The sequence below is a fragment of the Luteimonas terrae genome, from assembly GCF_031457535.1.
GTDB classification, from domain to species: Bacteria; Pseudomonadota; Gammaproteobacteria; order Xanthomonadales; family Xanthomonadaceae; genus Luteimonas; species Luteimonas terrae_A.
Genome location: NZ_JAVDWO010000001.1, coordinates 48,651 through 66,137, shown reverse-complemented (window position 1 = coordinate 66,137; position 17,487 = coordinate 48,651). Strand labels below are relative to the sequence as shown.

At 66.7% G+C, this 17,487-nt stretch carries 10 protein-coding genes; 7 read left to right on the top strand and 3 right to left on the bottom strand.

Annotated elements, in window-relative coordinates; all coding sequences use genetic code 11:
- Positions 1-2 precede the first annotated feature (2 nt).
- Genes J2W68_RS00250 through J2W68_RS00240 form a run of 3 tightly spaced genes read right to left on the bottom strand, consistent with a single transcriptional unit; the run spans position 3 to position 5,739 of the window.
- Positions 3-1,295 carry an MFS transporter gene (locus J2W68_RS00250; protein ID WP_310231451.1) on the bottom strand — a complete coding sequence of 431 codons (1,293 nt, stop codon included), beginning with the start codon at positions 1,293-1,295 and terminating at the stop codon, positions 3-5.
- Complete coding sequence (locus tag J2W68_RS00245) at positions 1,292-3,523, bottom strand: oligoalginate lyase (protein WP_310231448.1); 2,232 nt, start codon at positions 3,521-3,523, stop codon at positions 1,292-1,294. Before J2W68_RS00245 ends, J2W68_RS00250 begins: the two co-directional genes overlap by 4 nt.
- The gene (locus J2W68_RS00240; RefSeq protein ID WP_310231446.1) at positions 3,520-5,739 is read right to left on the bottom strand and encodes a polysaccharide lyase 6 family protein; all 2,220 of its coding nucleotides are present in this window, start codon (positions 5,737-5,739) and stop codon (positions 3,520-3,522) included. Before J2W68_RS00240 ends, J2W68_RS00245 begins: the two co-directional genes overlap by 4 nt.
- 279 nt (positions 5,740-6,018) lie before the next feature.
- On the opposite strand from J2W68_RS00240, the gene J2W68_RS00235 reads away from it, so the two are divergent.
- The 7 genes from J2W68_RS00235 (at position 6,019) to J2W68_RS00205 (ending at position 17,479) form a co-directional block, all read left to right on the top strand.
- The gene (locus J2W68_RS00235) at positions 6,019-8,892 is read left to right on the top strand and encodes a TonB-dependent receptor (protein WP_310231444.1); all 2,874 of its coding nucleotides are present in this window, start codon (positions 6,019-6,021) and stop codon (positions 8,890-8,892) included.
- 103 nt (positions 8,893-8,995) lie between these two features.
- Entirely contained in the window at positions 8,996-9,739 is a 744-nt protein-coding gene (locus J2W68_RS00230; protein WP_310231441.1) for a FadR/GntR family transcriptional regulator, read from the top strand.
- A gap of 199 nt (positions 9,740-9,938) precedes the next feature.
- Positions 9,939-11,570, top strand: coding sequence for a TldD/PmbA family protein (locus tag J2W68_RS00225; RefSeq protein ID WP_310231438.1), 1,632 nt, complete (start codon positions 9,939-9,941; stop codon positions 11,568-11,570).
- Between the two features lie 463 nt (positions 11,571-12,033).
- Positions 12,034-13,668 carry a TldD/PmbA family protein gene (locus tag J2W68_RS00220; RefSeq protein WP_310231436.1) on the top strand — a complete coding sequence of 545 codons (1,635 nt, stop codon included), beginning with the start codon at positions 12,034-12,036 and terminating at the stop codon, positions 13,666-13,668.
- A gap of 12 nt (positions 13,669-13,680) precedes the next feature.
- The gene (locus tag J2W68_RS00215; protein WP_310152611.1) at positions 13,681-15,015 is read left to right on the top strand and encodes a TldD/PmbA family protein; all 1,335 of its coding nucleotides are present in this window, start codon (positions 13,681-13,683) and stop codon (positions 15,013-15,015) included.
- Between the two features lie 669 nt (positions 15,016-15,684).
- Positions 15,685-16,383, top strand: coding sequence for a DUF4159 domain-containing protein (locus tag J2W68_RS00210; RefSeq protein WP_310231433.1), 699 nt, complete (start codon positions 15,685-15,687; stop codon positions 16,381-16,383).
- Between the two features lie 94 nt (positions 16,384-16,477).
- On the top strand, positions 16,478-17,479 hold the full coding sequence (locus tag J2W68_RS00205) for an AAA family ATPase (protein ID WP_310231431.1): 1,002 nt from the start codon (positions 16,478-16,480) through the stop codon (positions 17,477-17,479).
- Positions 17,480-17,487: the final 8 nt, after the last annotated feature.

Here is a 17,487-nt window from a genome sequence, read left to right as displayed (position 1 = left end):
AATCAGCGGGACTCGACGGGACCGTCGAGTTTTTCGACGCGGCCGGTGATCAGCCACAGTGCGAGCAGAGAGGCCGGCACCAAGGCCGCCACCAGGATGAAGATCGGGGCATAGGACTCGCGGGTCATCGCCGGCACCAGCCAGGTGGTGATCAGCGTGCCGGCAACCGCGGCCATGCCGCCCAGGCCCGCGACCGAGCCGACGGACTTGCCGTGGAAAATGTCGCCCGGAAGGGTCTGGATGTTGCCGATGGCGATCTGGAAGCCGAACAGCACGCAAGCGATCGTCAGCACCGCCCAGACCGGATCGGTCGCCACCACCGCACCGATCAGGGCGGGAACCATGATCGCGCCGCCCAGGGTGATCACCCATTTACGTGCGCGGTCCACGCTCCAGCCCGCGCCGATCAGGCGCCCAGACAACCAGCCGCCGCCGAGGCTGCCGATCATCGCGCCGACATAAGGCACCCAGGCGAAGATGCCGATCTGTTTGATGTCGAAACCGAAGGTGTCGGCCAGGTAGATCGGCAGCCAGGACACGAACAGCCACCAGATCGGATCGAGAAAGAAACGTGAGGCGAGGATGCCCCAGGTCTGCCGGTGCCCGAGCAGCTGGCGCACGGTCGGCAGGTACTCCGCCCGGGGAGTGGCCGGTGCTTCGGCCGGCGCATCGAGGATCAACGCGCGCTCGGCCGCGCTCACCCACGGATGCTTGTCGGGGCCTGCGCGGTAGATGATCAGCCACGGCAGCAGCCAGACGAAGCCGATCGCACCGATCAGGATGAAGGTGCCGCGCCAGCCCAGCCACAGGAACAGCACCGCGATCAGCGGTGCGGAGACGATTGCGCCGATCGAGGCGCCGGCGTTGAACACGCCCTGTGCGAGCGCGCGTTCCCGCGCGGGAAACCACTCGGCGTTGGCCTTGACCGCGCCGGGCCATGCACCGGCCTCGCTGATGCCGAGCATGGCACGCACGATGGCGAAGGACAGGATGGAGTGGGTGACCGAATGCAGGGCGATGGAGATCGACCACACCACGATCGACAGTGCGAAGCCCAGCCGTGTGCCGATGATGTCGAACACACGTCCGAACACGAACTGGCCGGCGGCGTAGAACAACATGAAGATCGTCACCAGCAGCGCATAGTCTTCCTTGGTCGCGCCGACATCCTGCGAGATCTGCGGCCACATCACCGCCAGTGCGTTGCGGTCGATGTAGTTGATTACCGTCGCCACCGCGATCATGGCGATGATCAGCCAGCGCACGTAGGAGCGGGCGTTGGTGGTCACCTTCATTTCACGTCCTCGCCGGTGGACGTGTCGAAGCGTTTCCAGCCACCCTGCCAATGCCATTGCTGGCCATCACCGCTGACTTCGTGCGCGGCGTCCGCTGCGGGGTCGTCGGCCACGCCCAGCGCGACGGTCTTGCCACCGTCGAGATGCAGCACCAGCACGTCGGCGTCGGCGCCGCGGTGGTGAGCGATGCGGTCGATGCGGCTGTTGGCGCCGCGCACGGTCTCGGCCGTGCCGTCGTAGCGGCCGTGCGGTTCGAGCACACCGTAGAACGTCGTGCTGGCCTGGCCATCCACGCGTTGCAGCAGCATCGGCTCGCGGCGCAGGTTGAACGCAGGATCATTTGCGCCGCTCTCGCCGATCATCGCGCGCGAGGGCGCGGTGCTGGCGAAACGGTAGGTATAGAAGCGTCCATCCAGCAGCCAGGTCAGGCTGCGCGCATCCGCGCTCGGTTCGCTGCTGGCATCGATCCAGACGTGCTGGTAGCCGTTGGCCTTGCCCAGGAGCGGGCGCGTTGTCACCGCCGACCGGGCCTCGAAGCCCACGTCCATGATGTGGCCGTTGAAGTGCAGGGGGAGGTCGTAGCGCGCCGGCTCGTCGCCCTCCACGCGCAGCAGGTCCAGCACCACCGGCTCGCCAAGCGCCGGGTGGGACAGCAGCACCTGGGTGCGGGTGAAGCGCACCCCTGCGTAGGCATCGTCCATGCGTGCCGAGGCGATCTGCGTGTCGTCGGTGATGTCGAACAACAGCGGTGTCGGCGCCAGCGCCTGACCCTTCTTCCAGTCGCCGCCGAAGTGACTCTGTTCGTTCACCACCAGCGTGTTGTGCGCAATCGTCTGTCGTGCCCAACTGCTGTTCTCGGGCAGATAGATGCCACCTGCCTTGGCCTCGATATTGAGGAAGCGCGCTGCGCCGTAGTCGGTGACCACGCGTTGGCCGTTGTCGTAGAACAGCCAGTTGAGCTTGTCGAAATGGCCGTGACCCATGCCCTGCTTGGTGTTCTTCATCACCAGCGTCTGGCCGTTCTCACCGCCCATGCGCAGGATCGCCAGACCGCCCTCGGTGCCGTCGGGCCCGTCGCGCAGCAGCTGTGGCCGGTAGTCGAAGGGCCTGGCTTCGCCTTCGGCCAGCGCCCGGGCGACCCGCAGCCCTTCAGGCGACAGCAGGACGCGCCCCTGTTGTTCAGCGATCGAGAGCAGGCGCGCATCACCGGTCTGTGCGTAGGCGATGCCGATGCCGGCGACCAGTTCCTCGGTGTCCAGTCCCTTGTCGAGGATGGCGTCATTGATCGGGAAGAAGTAACCGCCGTAGCTGCTCTGCACGAGCGCATCGACGGCCTTGAGCAGAACGCCGTCGCGGTGCCGGAAGATGCCGCGCTGTGGATCGTTACGCTCAATCGCGTTGGCGAACAGGATGAAGGGCGCCAGTGCGTAGCGCTGGTAATAGGGGCCCTCCTCGTAATAGCCGTCCGGCGAGAACAACTGGTCCACCTGCTTGAGGAAGCCGGCCTCGCCATCGCGCTGGGTGCCCATCAGGGCCCTATCGACGTAGCTCCGGTCGCGCAGCACATAACCGGTCATGCCGGTCGCGGCGACCGCCCAGGTTGCGTGGTTGTGGATCTTGTCGAAATTCTCCGGTGCGCCCGCCAGGAACTCGGCCATGCGCCGGAACACCTGGGTGTCGATCCTCTCGCGGCTGGCCGGGTCGATCGCTTCGCGCACCGCGTCGTAACCCTGCACCGCGGTCACCAGCCAGACCGAGTCGTTCAGGGTCTGCCAGAACAGGCGCCCGGGGATCTGCCCGCGTCCCTGCGGGTGCGGGCCGAGGGTGGGATAGAGGTCGGCGTAGCGCAGCAGCATGTCCCTGACGAAGTCGGCATAGGCCTGGTCGCCACTGAGCCGGTACAGCGCACCGGCAGCATGGATCGCCTGGTAGTTGCGCTTGTGCTGTTCGTGCGTGTAACCGCCGCCCTTGTCCCGGGGCGCCGGCACGTCGATGCCGGCCTCCATCATCGCGCGCACGCGCCGCTCGGCGCGCTGCGCCTCGCCCGCTAACAGCGGGTAGCGCCGCACCTGCTGGCGCATCTGCTCCCATTGCGGCGCGGTGACCAGCACAGGCGCCAGTGAATCCTGGCGCGCCACGGCGCTGGACGACGGCGTGGCCGCCGATGCGATGCAGACCGGGGCAAGGAGCAGGCCGAGGGCGAGGATCAGGGGCGATGCGTTGTTCATTGGATGGCCTCGACCGGGATATCGGCCAGGATGCGTCCGCCAGCGGCGAACTGGTTGCGGGATGCCAGCAGGGACGGATCACCGACCCGATGGCTGAAGCGCACGTCGCCGCTGCGCCGGAAACGGTTGCCGTCCAGCACCGCCAGCTGCACGCCGCGCAGCCGCAGTGCGGCGTCGCCGCGGCCGGCGTCCTCGAACACGCTGTCGCGCACGATCAGCTCCGGGCCAAAGGTGCTCTCGTCGGTGCCGCCCCGGTACAGGTCGACGACCGCGCCAGCCACGCGCCGGAACCGGGAACCATCGATCTCCACGTGTTCGGCGTTGTAGGTCCCCAGGTCGTCGGTCTCGGCGGCCGCCGACAGGACTGCGCCACTGACGTCGGCCACTTCGACCCGGTGCAGCGCGATCAGGTCGGCCATGCTGCCCTTGCCGGCGTTGATCAGGTCGAAGCCGGCGTTGACGCTCAGGCCATGGATGCGGCTGTCCTCGATCCGCAACTCGTAGTTGGTCGCCTGCGAGCCCGGAGCGATGCGCACCACCGCATTGCCGGCCTGGTCCGGCGCCAGCGCACCGTCGATGTCGAGACGGGCCAGGCGCAGCGAGCCGCCGCGCTGGAGGTCGAACAGCACCGGCCGCGAGAACGCGATCCGCGCGGTGCCGCGGGTCGGACCGACCACGCTCACCGGATGCGCCACTTCCAGCGTGCGCGTGACCACGTAGCGACCCGCACCGAGCTGCAGGCGGTCGCCGGGCCCGGAAGCAGCCAGTGCGGTGCCCAGGCTGTCCTCGCCCGGCGCGACCTCGAGCGTACGTCCACCGTCCAGTGCGACGCGCTCAGCGGTCTTCGGGTACCAGTCCACGCCGACCGCTCGCCGCGCGATGAACTGCAGGTCGCGCGGCGCACCGACGCCCTCCAGCTCCAGCGGATGCTGCAGCCCGTTGGCAGCCCGCTGCAGCGTGACCTCGCGCCCCTGCACGCCACCGGGGAATCCCCCGGACGCGCGCGGGCTCTGCACGTTGTCGCGGAACGCGATACCGGACAGGTCGCCGAGCGTGCGCAGCAGCTCGCGCTTACCAGTGCCGATGAACAGGTTCGACGCGATCGTGCTGCCGACCGGTGCGGCATTGCGCTCCTCGTCGGTCCCGGCACCGAGGAACACACTGCGCACGTCGATGAAGCTGTTGCGCTCGATCACCGCATTCTCGACCTGCCCGTAGCGGTTCAGCGGCGCGTTCCTGGTGCCGGCCATCACGGTCAGCGCGGCGGCGAAGCCATCGCCGGCCAGGCCCTGGAAGTAGTTGTCCCGCACCACCTGGTCGCGGTTGATCACGCGCACCCCGCCGGTGTGCGGCTTGCCGTTGCCGATGAACACGTTGCGCTCGACCAGGTTGCCGTTGCCGTGGCGCAGCACAAGCGAACCGCGCGATTCGAAGAACACGTTGCCGCGGTAGATGTTGCCGCCGGACTTGCTGGAGACGATCTCGACCTCGCCGTCGCAGTGCTCGAACCAGTTGTTCTCCACCAGGGTGCGCGAATCGGACAGCGAATCGCGGCTGGTGCCGATGCGGATGGTCTCGCCGCCGTTCGAGCCCAGGTTCGGTCGCGGACCGAACCAGTTGTGGTCGATCCGGTGATGGTTCTCCAGCCCGCTGGTCTCGTTCCGGACCACGACCAGGGTGCTGCCCAGGTTGGTCTTGCCCGACAGCTGGCTGTGGTCGAAGCGGTTGTTGCGGCCGTACAGCGCGACCCAGTGGTCGGACTGGCTGCGGTCGGGCTTGCTGTAGCCGTGGATGACGATGCCGGTGACCCGGCTGTCCTCGGCCCAGTCGGTGGACGAACGCCGGAACGCGATGACCTCGCCACCCGGTGCATGACCATCGCGGAAGATCAGATTGGACACTTCCAGATGCCGGCCAGCCAAGCGCAGGCGCGACTGGCCGGTCAGGACCACCTTGCCGGGGGTTTGAGCGGTCAGGCGAATTGGTTTACCAGTTTGTCCGCGCCCGCGCAGGAGCAGATCGAAGTCCCGCCACTCGCCGTCCTTCAACACGATCGTGTCCCCGGGCTTGGCCGCCTTCGCCGCCTGGGCATACTCCTCGGGCGTCGCGACGAGCAGGTCGGCCGCGTACAGGTGGGTCGAAAGCGCCGCCAGCGCGACCAGCAACAGGCGGTGACGCAGGAATGGCCGCGCGCTGCGGCCGAGGTTGTTCGTCACGGTCTTACCCTCCCAGATCAGTTCCGTGCGGTGCGAGTGCGGCCGATGGTAGCAGAGGGATACCGATCGTCAACCAATTCACGGCATGAATTTAGTCCAATTATCAGATCAATTGTCCAGACCGAATTATGCTGCGACCGCGTATATCTAGTCGTATTTAGTCAGGCAATATGGACAATAGAAAGGTTAGTACCAATTTATTGACATTGGTCGAAATGCATCGCACGCTCCGGGCCGACATCCGTGCAAACGGACCATCATCCTGGGAGGGAGATCGTCATGCAGCACCGCACCATGCGCACCGGACTGGCCGGCATGCGCCGCAGCATCCTCTGTACCGCCCTGCTCTCCACACTGGGCGCTGCCGTCCCGGCCAGCGCGCAGCAGTCCGACCCGACCACCCTCGACGAGGTGCGGGTGCAGGGCATTCGCGAGTCGATCCAGACCTCGATCAACAAGAAGCGCGACGACACGGTCATCTCCGACGTGCTGTCGGCCGACGACATCGGCGACCTGCCGGCCGCCTCGCTGGCCGACGCGATCGAAACACTGACCGGCGCCTCGTCCACCCGCGACAAGACCGGCGCGTCGGAGATCTCGATCCGCGGCCTCGGCGCCTACCTGAGCAACACCACCTTCAACGGCCGCGAAATCACCAACGGCAGCGGCGACCGCTCGGTGAACTTCAACATGTTCCCTTCGGAACTGATCAACACCGTGGCCATCTACAAGACCCAGCGCGCCGACCTGATCGAAGGCGGGGTGGCCGGTTCGATGGCGCTGGAGGCGGTGCGCCCGCTCGACTACGGCAAGCGCTCGATCCAGGTCGAGGGCAAGGGCAGCTGGGCGGAGTTCGACAGCCGCTACGCGCGTAAGGACGGGATCGGCTGGCGCGGCACCGGCAGCTACGTGGACCAGTTCACGTTCGCCAACGGCGGCAGGCTAGGCGTGTCGATCGGCGTGCAGGCGCTGGACGGCACCGATCCGGAGGAGAGCATGACCACCGGGTCGACCTGGTATCCCTGCCCGGTGACGGGCAATGGAACGGCCAACTGCGTCCCGCTGACTCCGCAGCAGATCGCCGCTGGGGCCGACTACGTGCTGGTGCCAAGCAGCCGGATCTACCGCCTCAAGCAAGAGCGCAACGACCGCCAGAGCGAGTTCGCCTCGCTGCAGTGGCGTCCGAACGACCAGCTTGAGATCAACCTCGACTACCAGCACACAGACCGCAACTGGGATGAGAACCGCTCCGACTTCAGCCTGGCGAACGGCAACCGCAACATCCGCAACGTGATCGTCGACGGCAACGGCATCGCACGTCACCTGACCGGCAGCAGTGCCATCGACAGCAGTTCGACCGTGTACGGTCGCAACGAGAACTACGCCGGCGGCGGCCTGAACGTGATCTTCCGCCCCGACGAGGCCTGGGAACTGTCGGGCGATCTGTCCTACTCGCGCACCGAGCGCACCGACACCCAGCGCGTGGTCAGGTTCCGCGCCAACCGCACCGACATCGACGGCAACATCGTGCCCGGCATCAGCAGCGGCACCACCGGCTACGTGAACTACGATTGGGACTGGCACGGCGACGTGCCCAGCATCACCCTGGATCCGTTGTTCGACCGCTACGACCACGACGCCTACGCCGGCGCCGCACGCGTCACCTCGCGGGTGACCGCCCACGAGCACCGCATCCGCGCCGGCCGCTTCGATGTCGGTTACCTGCCGGCCGACGGCTTCCTGACCCGGGTCAAGGCCGGCGCACGCGTCAGCGAGGCCGACTACACCTACCAGGACCAGACCCGGCAGACCGACTACGCGCAGAACAACGCGGCCAGCCGGGCCCTGATCATCGCCGCCAACCGCGCGTGCCGCACCGGCTTCCCGCAGACCGACTTCCTGGATTCGGCCAGCGGCAACACCATCTCCAGCTGGGCCTATTTCGACCCGGCCTGCGCGTACGAGGTGTTCCGGGGCACCAGCGCGCTCGGCCTGGACCCGGATTACCAGGATCCTGCCAACGTCGACGTCACCGAGAAAACCCGCTCCGTCTACCTGATGGGCGAGTTCCGCAGCGAGCTGTTCGGCATTCCGCTCAGCGGCAACGCCGGCGTGCGCTGGGTCAGGACCGAGGCGGAGTCGACCGGCGTGCGTTCGGAACTGGAACTGACCGCCAACGGGGACGGCACCGTGTACCTGCGCTCGACCGGCGCCTACTCGACCTTCACCGAGGACTCCGGCAACGATCGCCTGCTGCCCAGCGTCAACGCGGCCTTCGAACTGCGCAACGACCTGCTGCTGCGCGTCGGCGCGTTCCGCGCGATGTCGCGCCCTGACATCGCCGCCCTGGGGGCCGGTCTGGACCTGGGCATCAGCGAGGCCGGCGGCGACTACACCAGCCTGGCCGAGGCGTTGGCCAACGTCGACGCCAAGGGCAACCCGCAGGCGACGCCGATGATGTCGTGGAACGGCGACTTGTCGCTGGAGTGGTACGTCAACGCCGACACCCTGCTGGCCGGTGCGGTGTACTGGAAGCAGTTCAACGGCGGCACCGAGATCGTCCAGTCGAACGAGGACTTCGTGATCGACGGCGAACCGGTCGTGGTGCCGGTGGCGCGCGAAATCACCACCGACGCCAGGAGCCGGCTGACCGGTTTCGAGCTGACCGCCGCGCACCGTTTCTCCTACCTGCCCGCGCCGTTCGACGGGCTCGGCCTGAAGTTCAGCTACAACTACGCCGACACCGATTACCAGACCCAGGACTTCAGCCTGGGCGAACGCACCACCGACGACGGCACGGTGCTGCCGGCGATCGTGGCGCCGGCCGGCCTGAGCGGTTCGTCGCGGCATGTGGCGTCCGGTTCGGTCTACTGGGACATCGGCCGCTTCAACATGCAGGTCATCGGCAAGTACCGCTCGCAGTACTACCAGGACTTCACCGGCAACGCTTCGCAGCACAACCGCTACTACGACGACAATTTCAGCGTCGATTTCCGCGCGCGCTACAAGGTCAACCGCCACCTGTCGCTGTCGCTGGAACTGATGAATCTGACCGACGAGCCGCGCGTGGCCTACCAGCCTGCGTTCGGCAACTTCCGCGAGTATGTCAGCTACGGGCGACGCGCGTTTTTGGGTGTACGATACCGGTTCTGAACGCAGCGGCGCGGCCCTCCGGCCGCGCCGTTTGTTCGAGTCGGATCAGGCCCGCGTCACATGCCGGGCTGATGCGCAAGACACCAGACAGGGTTCAGCTCGAATGTCCGAGAACCGCCTCTACCAGACCATCGCCGGCGAGATCCGCAAGCTGATCGACCGTGGGGAGTTTCCGCCCGGTTCGCGCCTACCGGGCGAACGCGACCTGGCCGAACGTTTCGGCGTCAGCCGGGTCACGGTCCGCGAAGCGGAGATCGCGCTGGAGGCGCGGGGGCTGATCAGCATCCGGATCGGTTCCGGCGTCTACGTCAAGGCGCGCTCGGCGCAGGCGCCCGGCGGGCTGCCGGATGTGACCGCGTTCGACCTGACCGCCGCGCGTGCGGTGATCGAGGCCGAGGCGGCGGCGATGGCGGCCAGTCGCGTCACCGATGCTGACCTGTGCGAACTGGAAACCCTTGTCCTGGCGCTGTCGGATCCGGCTGCCGGCACCGAGGCGGTCAGCGAGGCCGACCGCCGCTTCCATCTGGCCATCGCCCGCATCGCCGGCAATCCGGTGGTCGAGCACTGCGTGCAGCTGATCTGGCGCATCCGCGGCGAAGTGCCGCGCGTGCGCGAGGTGCACGCCAGGGTCTGCCACGACGACGGCGACACCCGCCGCGAGGAACACATGGCGATCTTCGATGCGCTGCGTCGCCGCGACCCCGCCGGCGCGCGCACGGCCATGCGCAATCACTTCCAGCGGCTGTTCGAATCGATGCTCGAGGCGACGGAGAGCGAAGCACTGGCTGAAATCCGTCGACGCACCCAGCAGGATCGCGAACGGTTCATGGCCACCACTGGGCTCTGAGCCTGTCGCGGCATCGCCGCTGATTTGCCACCGGATTGTTCTCTCCTTCGCAAAGCCGGCAGCCGATGGGCGATTGATTGCGCGCCGCCCTTGACCTGTTCAATGCGTTTTGACCCGGCGCGGCGCCTGCGATTTGACGTGCACGTGGAACGCACCGAAGAATCGGGCGGTGTGCGGCCATCGCCGCGGGGAGAGTGGAATGCGGCGTCGTGACTTCATGGCCTACGGTGGAATCGGGCTCGGCAGCCTGTTGTTGCCCGGCGGTATCGGCCGCGCGATCGCAGCGGAAGAGTTGACCAGTACGCTCGATCCGGCGCTCAAGAAGCGGCTCGCCGATGTGGCCCTGCAAGCGTCGCGCGATGGCGGTGGCAGCTATTGCGATGTGCGCATAGGCCGTTATCTGCGCCAGTACGTGATGACCCGCGAGACGCGGGTGGAAAACGTGGTCAACGAGGAATCGACCGGCGTCGGCATCCGCGTGATCGCCAACGGTGCCTGGGGCTTCGCGGCCACGCGTGCGCTCGATCCCGACGGGATCGCCGAGGCCACACGGCAGGCGCTGGCGATCGCGAAAGCCAATGCACGCATCCAGACCGAGCCAGTGCAACTGGCCCCGGTGCGCGGCGTCGGCGACGTGTCATGGGCCACACCGGTGCGCCGCAACGGCATGGCGGTGCCGCTGGAGGAGAAGGTCTCGCTGCTGATGGAGGTCAATGCGGCGGCAACTGCCGAAGGCGCGGACTTCGTAAGCTCGCGGCTGTTCCTGGTTAACGAGCAGAAGTACTTCGCCAGCACCGACGGCTCCTACATCGACCAGGACGTGCACCGGATCTGGGCACCGTTCACCGTCACCGCCGTCGACAAGGCCAGCGGCAAGTTCCGCACCCGCGACGGCCTGTCGGCGCCGATGGGCTTGGGTTACGAATACCTGTCGCCCGATCCCGCGCAGCGCTTCGAACTGCCGGGCGGCGTGATCGCCTACGGGCAGGCCTATGACATGAGCGCCGATGCGTCAGCTGCGGCGCGTCAGGCGCGCGAAAAGCTGTCCGCGCCGTCGGTGCAGCCGGGGCGCTACGACCTCGTGCTCGATCCGTCGAACCTGTTTTTGACCATCCACGAGAACGTCGGCCACCCGCTCGAACTCGACCGCGTGCTCGGCTACGAGGCCAACTACGCCGGCACCAGCTTCGCCACGCTCGACAAGCGCGACGAGGGCTATCGCTGGGGCAGCGACATCGTCAACTTCTTTGCCGACAAGACCCAGCCGGGCAGCCTCGGCGCGGTTGGTTACGACGACGAGGGCGTGCAGTGCAAACGCTGGGATCTGGTCAAGGACGGCATCCTGGTCGACTACCAGACCACGCGCGACCAGGCGCACATCCTCGGCAAGACCGAGTCGGATGGTTGCAGCTACGCGGATGCGTGGTCGAGCGTGCAGTTCCAGCGCATGCCCAACGTCTCGCTGGCGCCGGGTAAGGCGCCGCTGACCGTGCGCGAGATGATCGGCAACGTGGAGCGCGGCCTGTACATCCACGGCCGCGGCTCGTACTCGATCGACCAGCAGCGCTACAACGCGCAGTTCGGCGGGCAGCTGTATTACGAAATCAAGAACGGCGAGATCGCCGGCATGGTCGAGGACGCCGCTTACCAGATCCGCACGCCGGAGTTCTGGAACGCGTGCTCGGCGATCTGCGATGAACGCGACTTCCGTCTCGGCGGCTCGTTCTTCGACGGCAAGGGCCAGCCGAGCCAGGTCTCGGCGGTGTCGCATGGCTCGGCCACCACGCGCTTCGACGGCATCAACATCATCAATACGGCGCGGAATATTTGAGGCGTGCAACGCGCTTCGTAGGATGGGTAGAGCGGAGCGAAACCCATGCTGCTAGCAGAAGTCCGCATTGATGCGGTCGTCTGCCCTCACCCCAACCCCTCTCCCCGAGGGAGAGGGGCTCAGTCCGTGCGTGGGTTAGGCTTTTCGTTACTTCCACGACGCGCTGAGCGCATCGCATGAGCCAGCACCTCTCCCTCCGGGAGAGGTCGACGCGCGCCGCGCGTCGGGTGAGGGCCGGCAGTGAGGCAGTGCAACGCCTCTGCGCGAACCTAAAGCGTCCATTTCCAACGCATCGGCCGCGCACACCCACCCGGCGACCCGCGTCACACGCGCCTGTGCCGAAAGTCACTGGACGCTGCGCACGCATCGCGTCAAGAATCGGGGTGGCCCCGCAGGACGCGAAGCCGCCTTCAACCCCGTCCGCGGCGAGCGCCGCTGCGGACCCGTTTACCGGAGAGCTCCCTTGCATAGACGCGACTTCCTCGCCCTCGCTGGTGTCGGCGCGGGCGGCCTGATGCTGCCTGCCGTCTTCGGCCGGGTCATCGCCGCCGAGCAGCTGGTGTCCACGCTCGACATCGGCTTCAAGAAGCGGCTCGCCGATGCCGGCCTCAATGCCGCGACGTCCGCGGGCGCCACGTACTGCGATGTCCGCGTCGGCCGCTATCTGCGCCAGTTCGTGATGACGCGCGAGGACAAGGTGCAGAACGTCGTCAGCACCGAGTCGATCGGTGTCGGCGTGCGCGTGATCGCGGGCGGGGCCTGGGGCTTCGCGGCGACGAATACGCTGACCGAGCAGGGCGTGGCCGAAGCCGCGCGCCAGGCGACGGCGATCGCGATGGCGAACTCGAAGGTGCAGACGGCGCCCGTGCAGTTGGCGCCGGTCAAGGGCGTCGGCGAGGCCTCATGGCGCACGCCGATCACCAAGAACGGCATGGAAGTGCCGGTGGCCGAGAAGGTGGAACTGCTGCTCGGCGTCAACGCCGCGGCGATGGGCGCTGGCGCGAGCTTCGTCAATTCGACGCTGTTCCTGGTCAACGAGCAGAAGTACTTCGCCAGCACCGACGGCTCCTACATCGATCAGGACGTGCACCGCATCTGGGCGCCGATGACGGTCACCGCGATCGACAAGGCCAGCGGCAAGTTCCGCACCCGCAGCGGCCTGTCGTCGCCGATGGGCATGGGCTACGAATATCTGGACGGCGCGGCGTCGGGCAAGATCGTCTCGCCCAATGGCGTGACCAACTACAGCAAGTCCTACGACATGCGCGAGGACGCGATCGCCGCAGCCCGCCAGGCACAGGAGAAGCTGCGGGCGCCGTCGGTCAAGCCAGGTCGCTACGATCTGGTGCTCGACCCCTCGCACACCTGGCTCACGATCCACGAGGCCATCGGCCATCCGCTCGAACTCGACCGCGTGCTCGGCTACGAGGCCAACTACGCCGGCACCAGCTTCGCCACGCTCGACAAGCGCGAGCAGCGCTTCCAGTACGGCAGCGACATCGTCACCGTGTTCGCCGACAAGACCCAGGAAGGCAGCCTCGGCGCCGTGGGCTATGACGACGAAGGCGTTGCGACCAAGCGCTGGAACATGATCACCGACGGCAAGCTGGTCGATTACCAGGCGATCCGCGACCAGGCCCACATCCTCGGCAAGACCGAATCCGACGGCTGCTGCTATGCCGATTCGTGGTCGAGCGTGCAGTTCCAGCGCATGCCCAACGTCTCGCTGGCGCCGGGCAAGGCCCGCTTGAGCGTCGCGGACATGATCAAGGACGTCGAGAACGGCATCTACATCATCGGCGACGGCTCGTTCTCGATCGACCAGCAGCGCTACAACGCGCAGTTCGGCGGCCAGCTGTTCTACGAGATCAAGGACGGTGCGATCACCGGCATGGTCGAGGACGTGGCCTACCAGATCCGCACGCCGGAATTCTGGAACGCCTGTACCGCGATCTGCGACGAGAGTGATTACCGCCTCGGCGGTTCGTTCTTCGACGGCAAGGGCCAGCCGAGCCAGGTCTCGGCGGTCTCGCACGGTTCGTCCACCGCCCGCTTCGACGGCATCAACGTGATCAACACCGCGCGTTCGCTCGGCTAAGGAGACTCCAACATGACCATCTTCACCGAAGCCCAGGCGCGCGAGATCCTCGAAAAGACCGTCGCCCTGTCCACCGCTGACGAATGCACGGCCACGCTGGCCGGCTCCGTCGACGGCAACATCCGCTTCGCGCTCAACAACGTCTCCACCAGCGGCATCGTCAGCAATGCCGAACTCGCGGTGCAGGTCGCGTTCGGCAAACGCGTCGGCACCGCCAGCATCAATGCCTTCGACGAGGCCGCGCTGCGCAGCGTGGTCAAGCGCGCCGAAGACCTCGCGCGTCTTGCGCCGGAGAACCCGGAATTCCTGCCGGCGATCGGCAAGCAGGAATACCGCCCCAGCCCGACCTTCAGCGAATCGACGGCGGCGATCACGCCGGAATTCCGCGCCCAGGTCGCGGCCGGTTCGATCACCCCGTGCCGCGCCGAGAACCTCATCGCGGCGGGCTTCCTCGACGACGGCAAGAACTTCGTCGCCTTCGCCAACAGCAACGGCAACTTCGGTTACCAGCAGGCGACGAACTTCAACTACACCTGCACCGTGCGCACCGAAGACGGCCGCGGTTCCGGCTGGGTGGGCCGCAACCTCAAGGACGCCAGCGCGTTCAACGCCGAGCGCGACGTGCGCGTGGCGATGCGCAAGGCCAGCGATTCGGCCGAGGCCAAGGCGCTGGAGCCGGGCAAGTACACGGTGATCCTAGAGCCGGCCGCGGCCGCGGGCCTGATCAGTTTCATGATGCGGTTCTTCGACGCGCGTACCGCGGATGAAGGTCGCAGCTTCCTGTCCAAGCGCGGCGGCGGCAACAAGCTCGGCGAGCAGGTCTACGACCCGCGCGTGAACATCGTCGCCGACCCATGGCATCCGGAAGCGGCCGTGATGCCGTGGGACGGCGAGGGTCTACCGCGCGAGAAGATGCCGATCATCGAGAACGGCAAGATCGCCAACCTCGACTACTCGCGCTTCTGGGCGCAGCAGCAGGGCAAGCGCGCGGTCGGTCGCCCGGGCAACCTGCTGATGTCGGGCGGCGAGGGCACGACCGCCGATCTGATCCGCGGCACCGATCGCGGCATCCTGGTCACGCGCACCTGGTACATCCGCATGGTCGATCCGCAGACCGTGCTGCTGACCGGCCTGACCCGCGACGGCACGTTCTACATCGAGAACGGCGAGATCAAGCACCCGGTGAAGAACTTCCGCTTCAACGAGTCGCCGGTGATCATGCTCAACAACATCGACGAGCTGGGCCGCCCGGTGCGTGTGGGTGGTGACGAGTCGTCGATGGTGATGATGCTGCCGCCGATGCGGCTGCGGGATTTCACGTTTACGTCGTTGTCGGATGCGGTCTGAGGCATTCGGTACGCGGTTGTCCACGCGTCGCGGTGAGCCTCTGCTCGCCGTGATGGCTTCACGATCGTCTGCAGACCCGAAGGGCGTCGCCCATGGATGGGCGGCGTTTTCCGACCAAGGCAGGATGCCGAGTCGGAAAATCCCGGTGCACGCGACGCCGCGGGCTGCGGACTTGTCGGGGAAGCGCTTTTCTTTGGTTCTGTTTCTTTTACTCGCATCTTCGATGCTCGCCCCTTCGGGGCCGGCTTCGCCGTTCGCACTGCGTGCGTTGGCGCTTACCAAAAGAAATGAACTCGGCCGCTTCAGCGGACGAAAGCGTTTGATCTACGCCTGGGCGTTCGCCTTCGGCAAGAGAAGCAACGTCAAACGCTTCCACTCGCCTTGCGGCGAGCGGGTTCATTTCTTTTGCTGGCCCAAAAGAAACGGAACCAAAGAAAAGGGCCAGCCCCGACGAAGCTCACTCGGCGAGTCACTCGTTTCGGGATTTTTCGACTCGCCATCCCTGGCTCGGTCGAAAAACGCTGCACATCCATGTGCGGCGCCCTCCGGGTCTGCGCTCTGCATTGACCATTCATTGCAAAGCCAGAGCCAGAGCCAGAGCCAGAGCCAGAGCCTCGCTGGGTGCGCGCCGTACGGGCGGTATTCCGCCACTGCAGAGACGTGCGCGCGATGAACCGCCGCCAATCCCTGCAACTGCTGCTCGCCAGCGCCGCAACACTCGTGCTGCCACAACTCGCAGCCCAATCCGCCCGCTACGACTTCTGGTTCACCCGCCTGCGCTACGAGTCGGGCAACTGGGATGTGGACCAGCGGATGCCGTCCAACGTCATCACGTCGCTGATCGACTACACCAGCCTGCGGGTCGATCCGGAGGAGCGGGTCATCGCGCTGTCGGATCCCAAGATGCTGGCATCTCCGTTCTGCTATCTCGCCGGGCACAAGCTGGTCGAGTTCAGTCCGGCCGAGCGCCGCAATTTCGAGCGTTACGTGCGCGGCGGTGGATTCGTGTTCGTCGATGACTGCAACCACGACATCGACGGCCTGTTCGCCAAATCGTTTGAGGCGCAGATGGCCGCGATCTTCGGCGCGTCGGCGCTGCGCAAGCTGCCGAACACGCATGCGCTCTACCGCAGCTTCTTCCAATTTCCGGATGGGCCGCCCGCGACGAGCTTCGAGCTCAACGGCTGGGGCGACGATCTGGTGCACGACTATCTCAAGGGCATCACGATCGATGGGCGCCTGGCCGTGCTCTACAGCAACAAGGATTACGGCTGCGAGTGGGACTACGACTGGCGCAACAAGCGCTTTCTGGCCGAGGACAATACGAAGTTCGCGGTCAACATCGTCATGTATGCGTTGAGCGCATGACCACCAGCCTGCCCGTAGGAGCGCGCTCGCGCGCGATGGTGCTCTACCGGGACAGCCTGATCGCGCGCGAGCGCGCTCCTACAGGAACTCCTGCATGATCCACACCGCCCCCACCGAAGCCGACCTGCAATCCCGCCTCACCGAGCTCGATGCCCTGCGCGCTGCGATCGGGCGCGCGGTCGTCGGCCAGGCCGATGTCGTCGAACAGCTGCTGGTCGCGTTGCTTGCGGGTGGTCACGTGCTGCTCGAAGGCGTGCCCGGGCTCGGCAAGACGCTACTGGTGCGCACGCTGGGGCAGGCGCTCGATCTCGGCTTCCGGCGTGTGCAGTTCACGCCCGACCTGATGCCCAGCGATCTGCTCGGCACCGAACTGCTCGAGGAAGATCACGGCACTGGCAAGCGCCACTTCCGTTTTCAGGAAGGGCCGGTGTTCACCCAGTTGCTGCTGGCCGACGAACTCAACCGCACGCCGCCCAAGACCCAGGCCGCGTTGCTGGAGGCGATGGCCGAGCACACCGTCAGCCATGCCGGCGTGACCCGCGCGCTGCCGAAGCCGTTCTTCGTGCTCGCAACGCAGAACCCGATCGAACAGGCCGGCACCTATCCCTTGCCCGAAGCGCAACTCGATCGCTTCCTGTTGCACGTCGCACTCGGCTATCCCGATGCCGACGAAGAGCAGGCGATTCTCGCGCGCACCACCGGCACGGCCGAAGCCGAGGTGCCGAGGGTGATGGGCGCCGACGCGGTGCTCGCGCTGCAGGCGCTGGTGCGTCAGGTGCACGTGAGCGAGGACCTGCTGGCGTGGATCACCGCGCTGGTGCGCGCGACGCGGCCGGGCGAGGGCGCGCCGGAAGTGGTGCGCGAGTACGTGCGCTGGGGCGCGGGTCCGCGCGCCGGGCAGTCGCTGGTGCTCGCGGCGAAGGCGCGTGCGCTGCTGCAGGGCCGGCTTGCGGCGACGCGCGAGGATGTTGCGGCGTTGCTGGCGCCGGTGCTGCGCCATCGTCTGGTGCTGTCGTTCGCGGCTGAAGCGGCGCAGATCGATGCCGACGCGGTGATCGCCGGCCTGCTGCGCGCGCTGCCTGCACCGGAGCGCTGATCGACCCG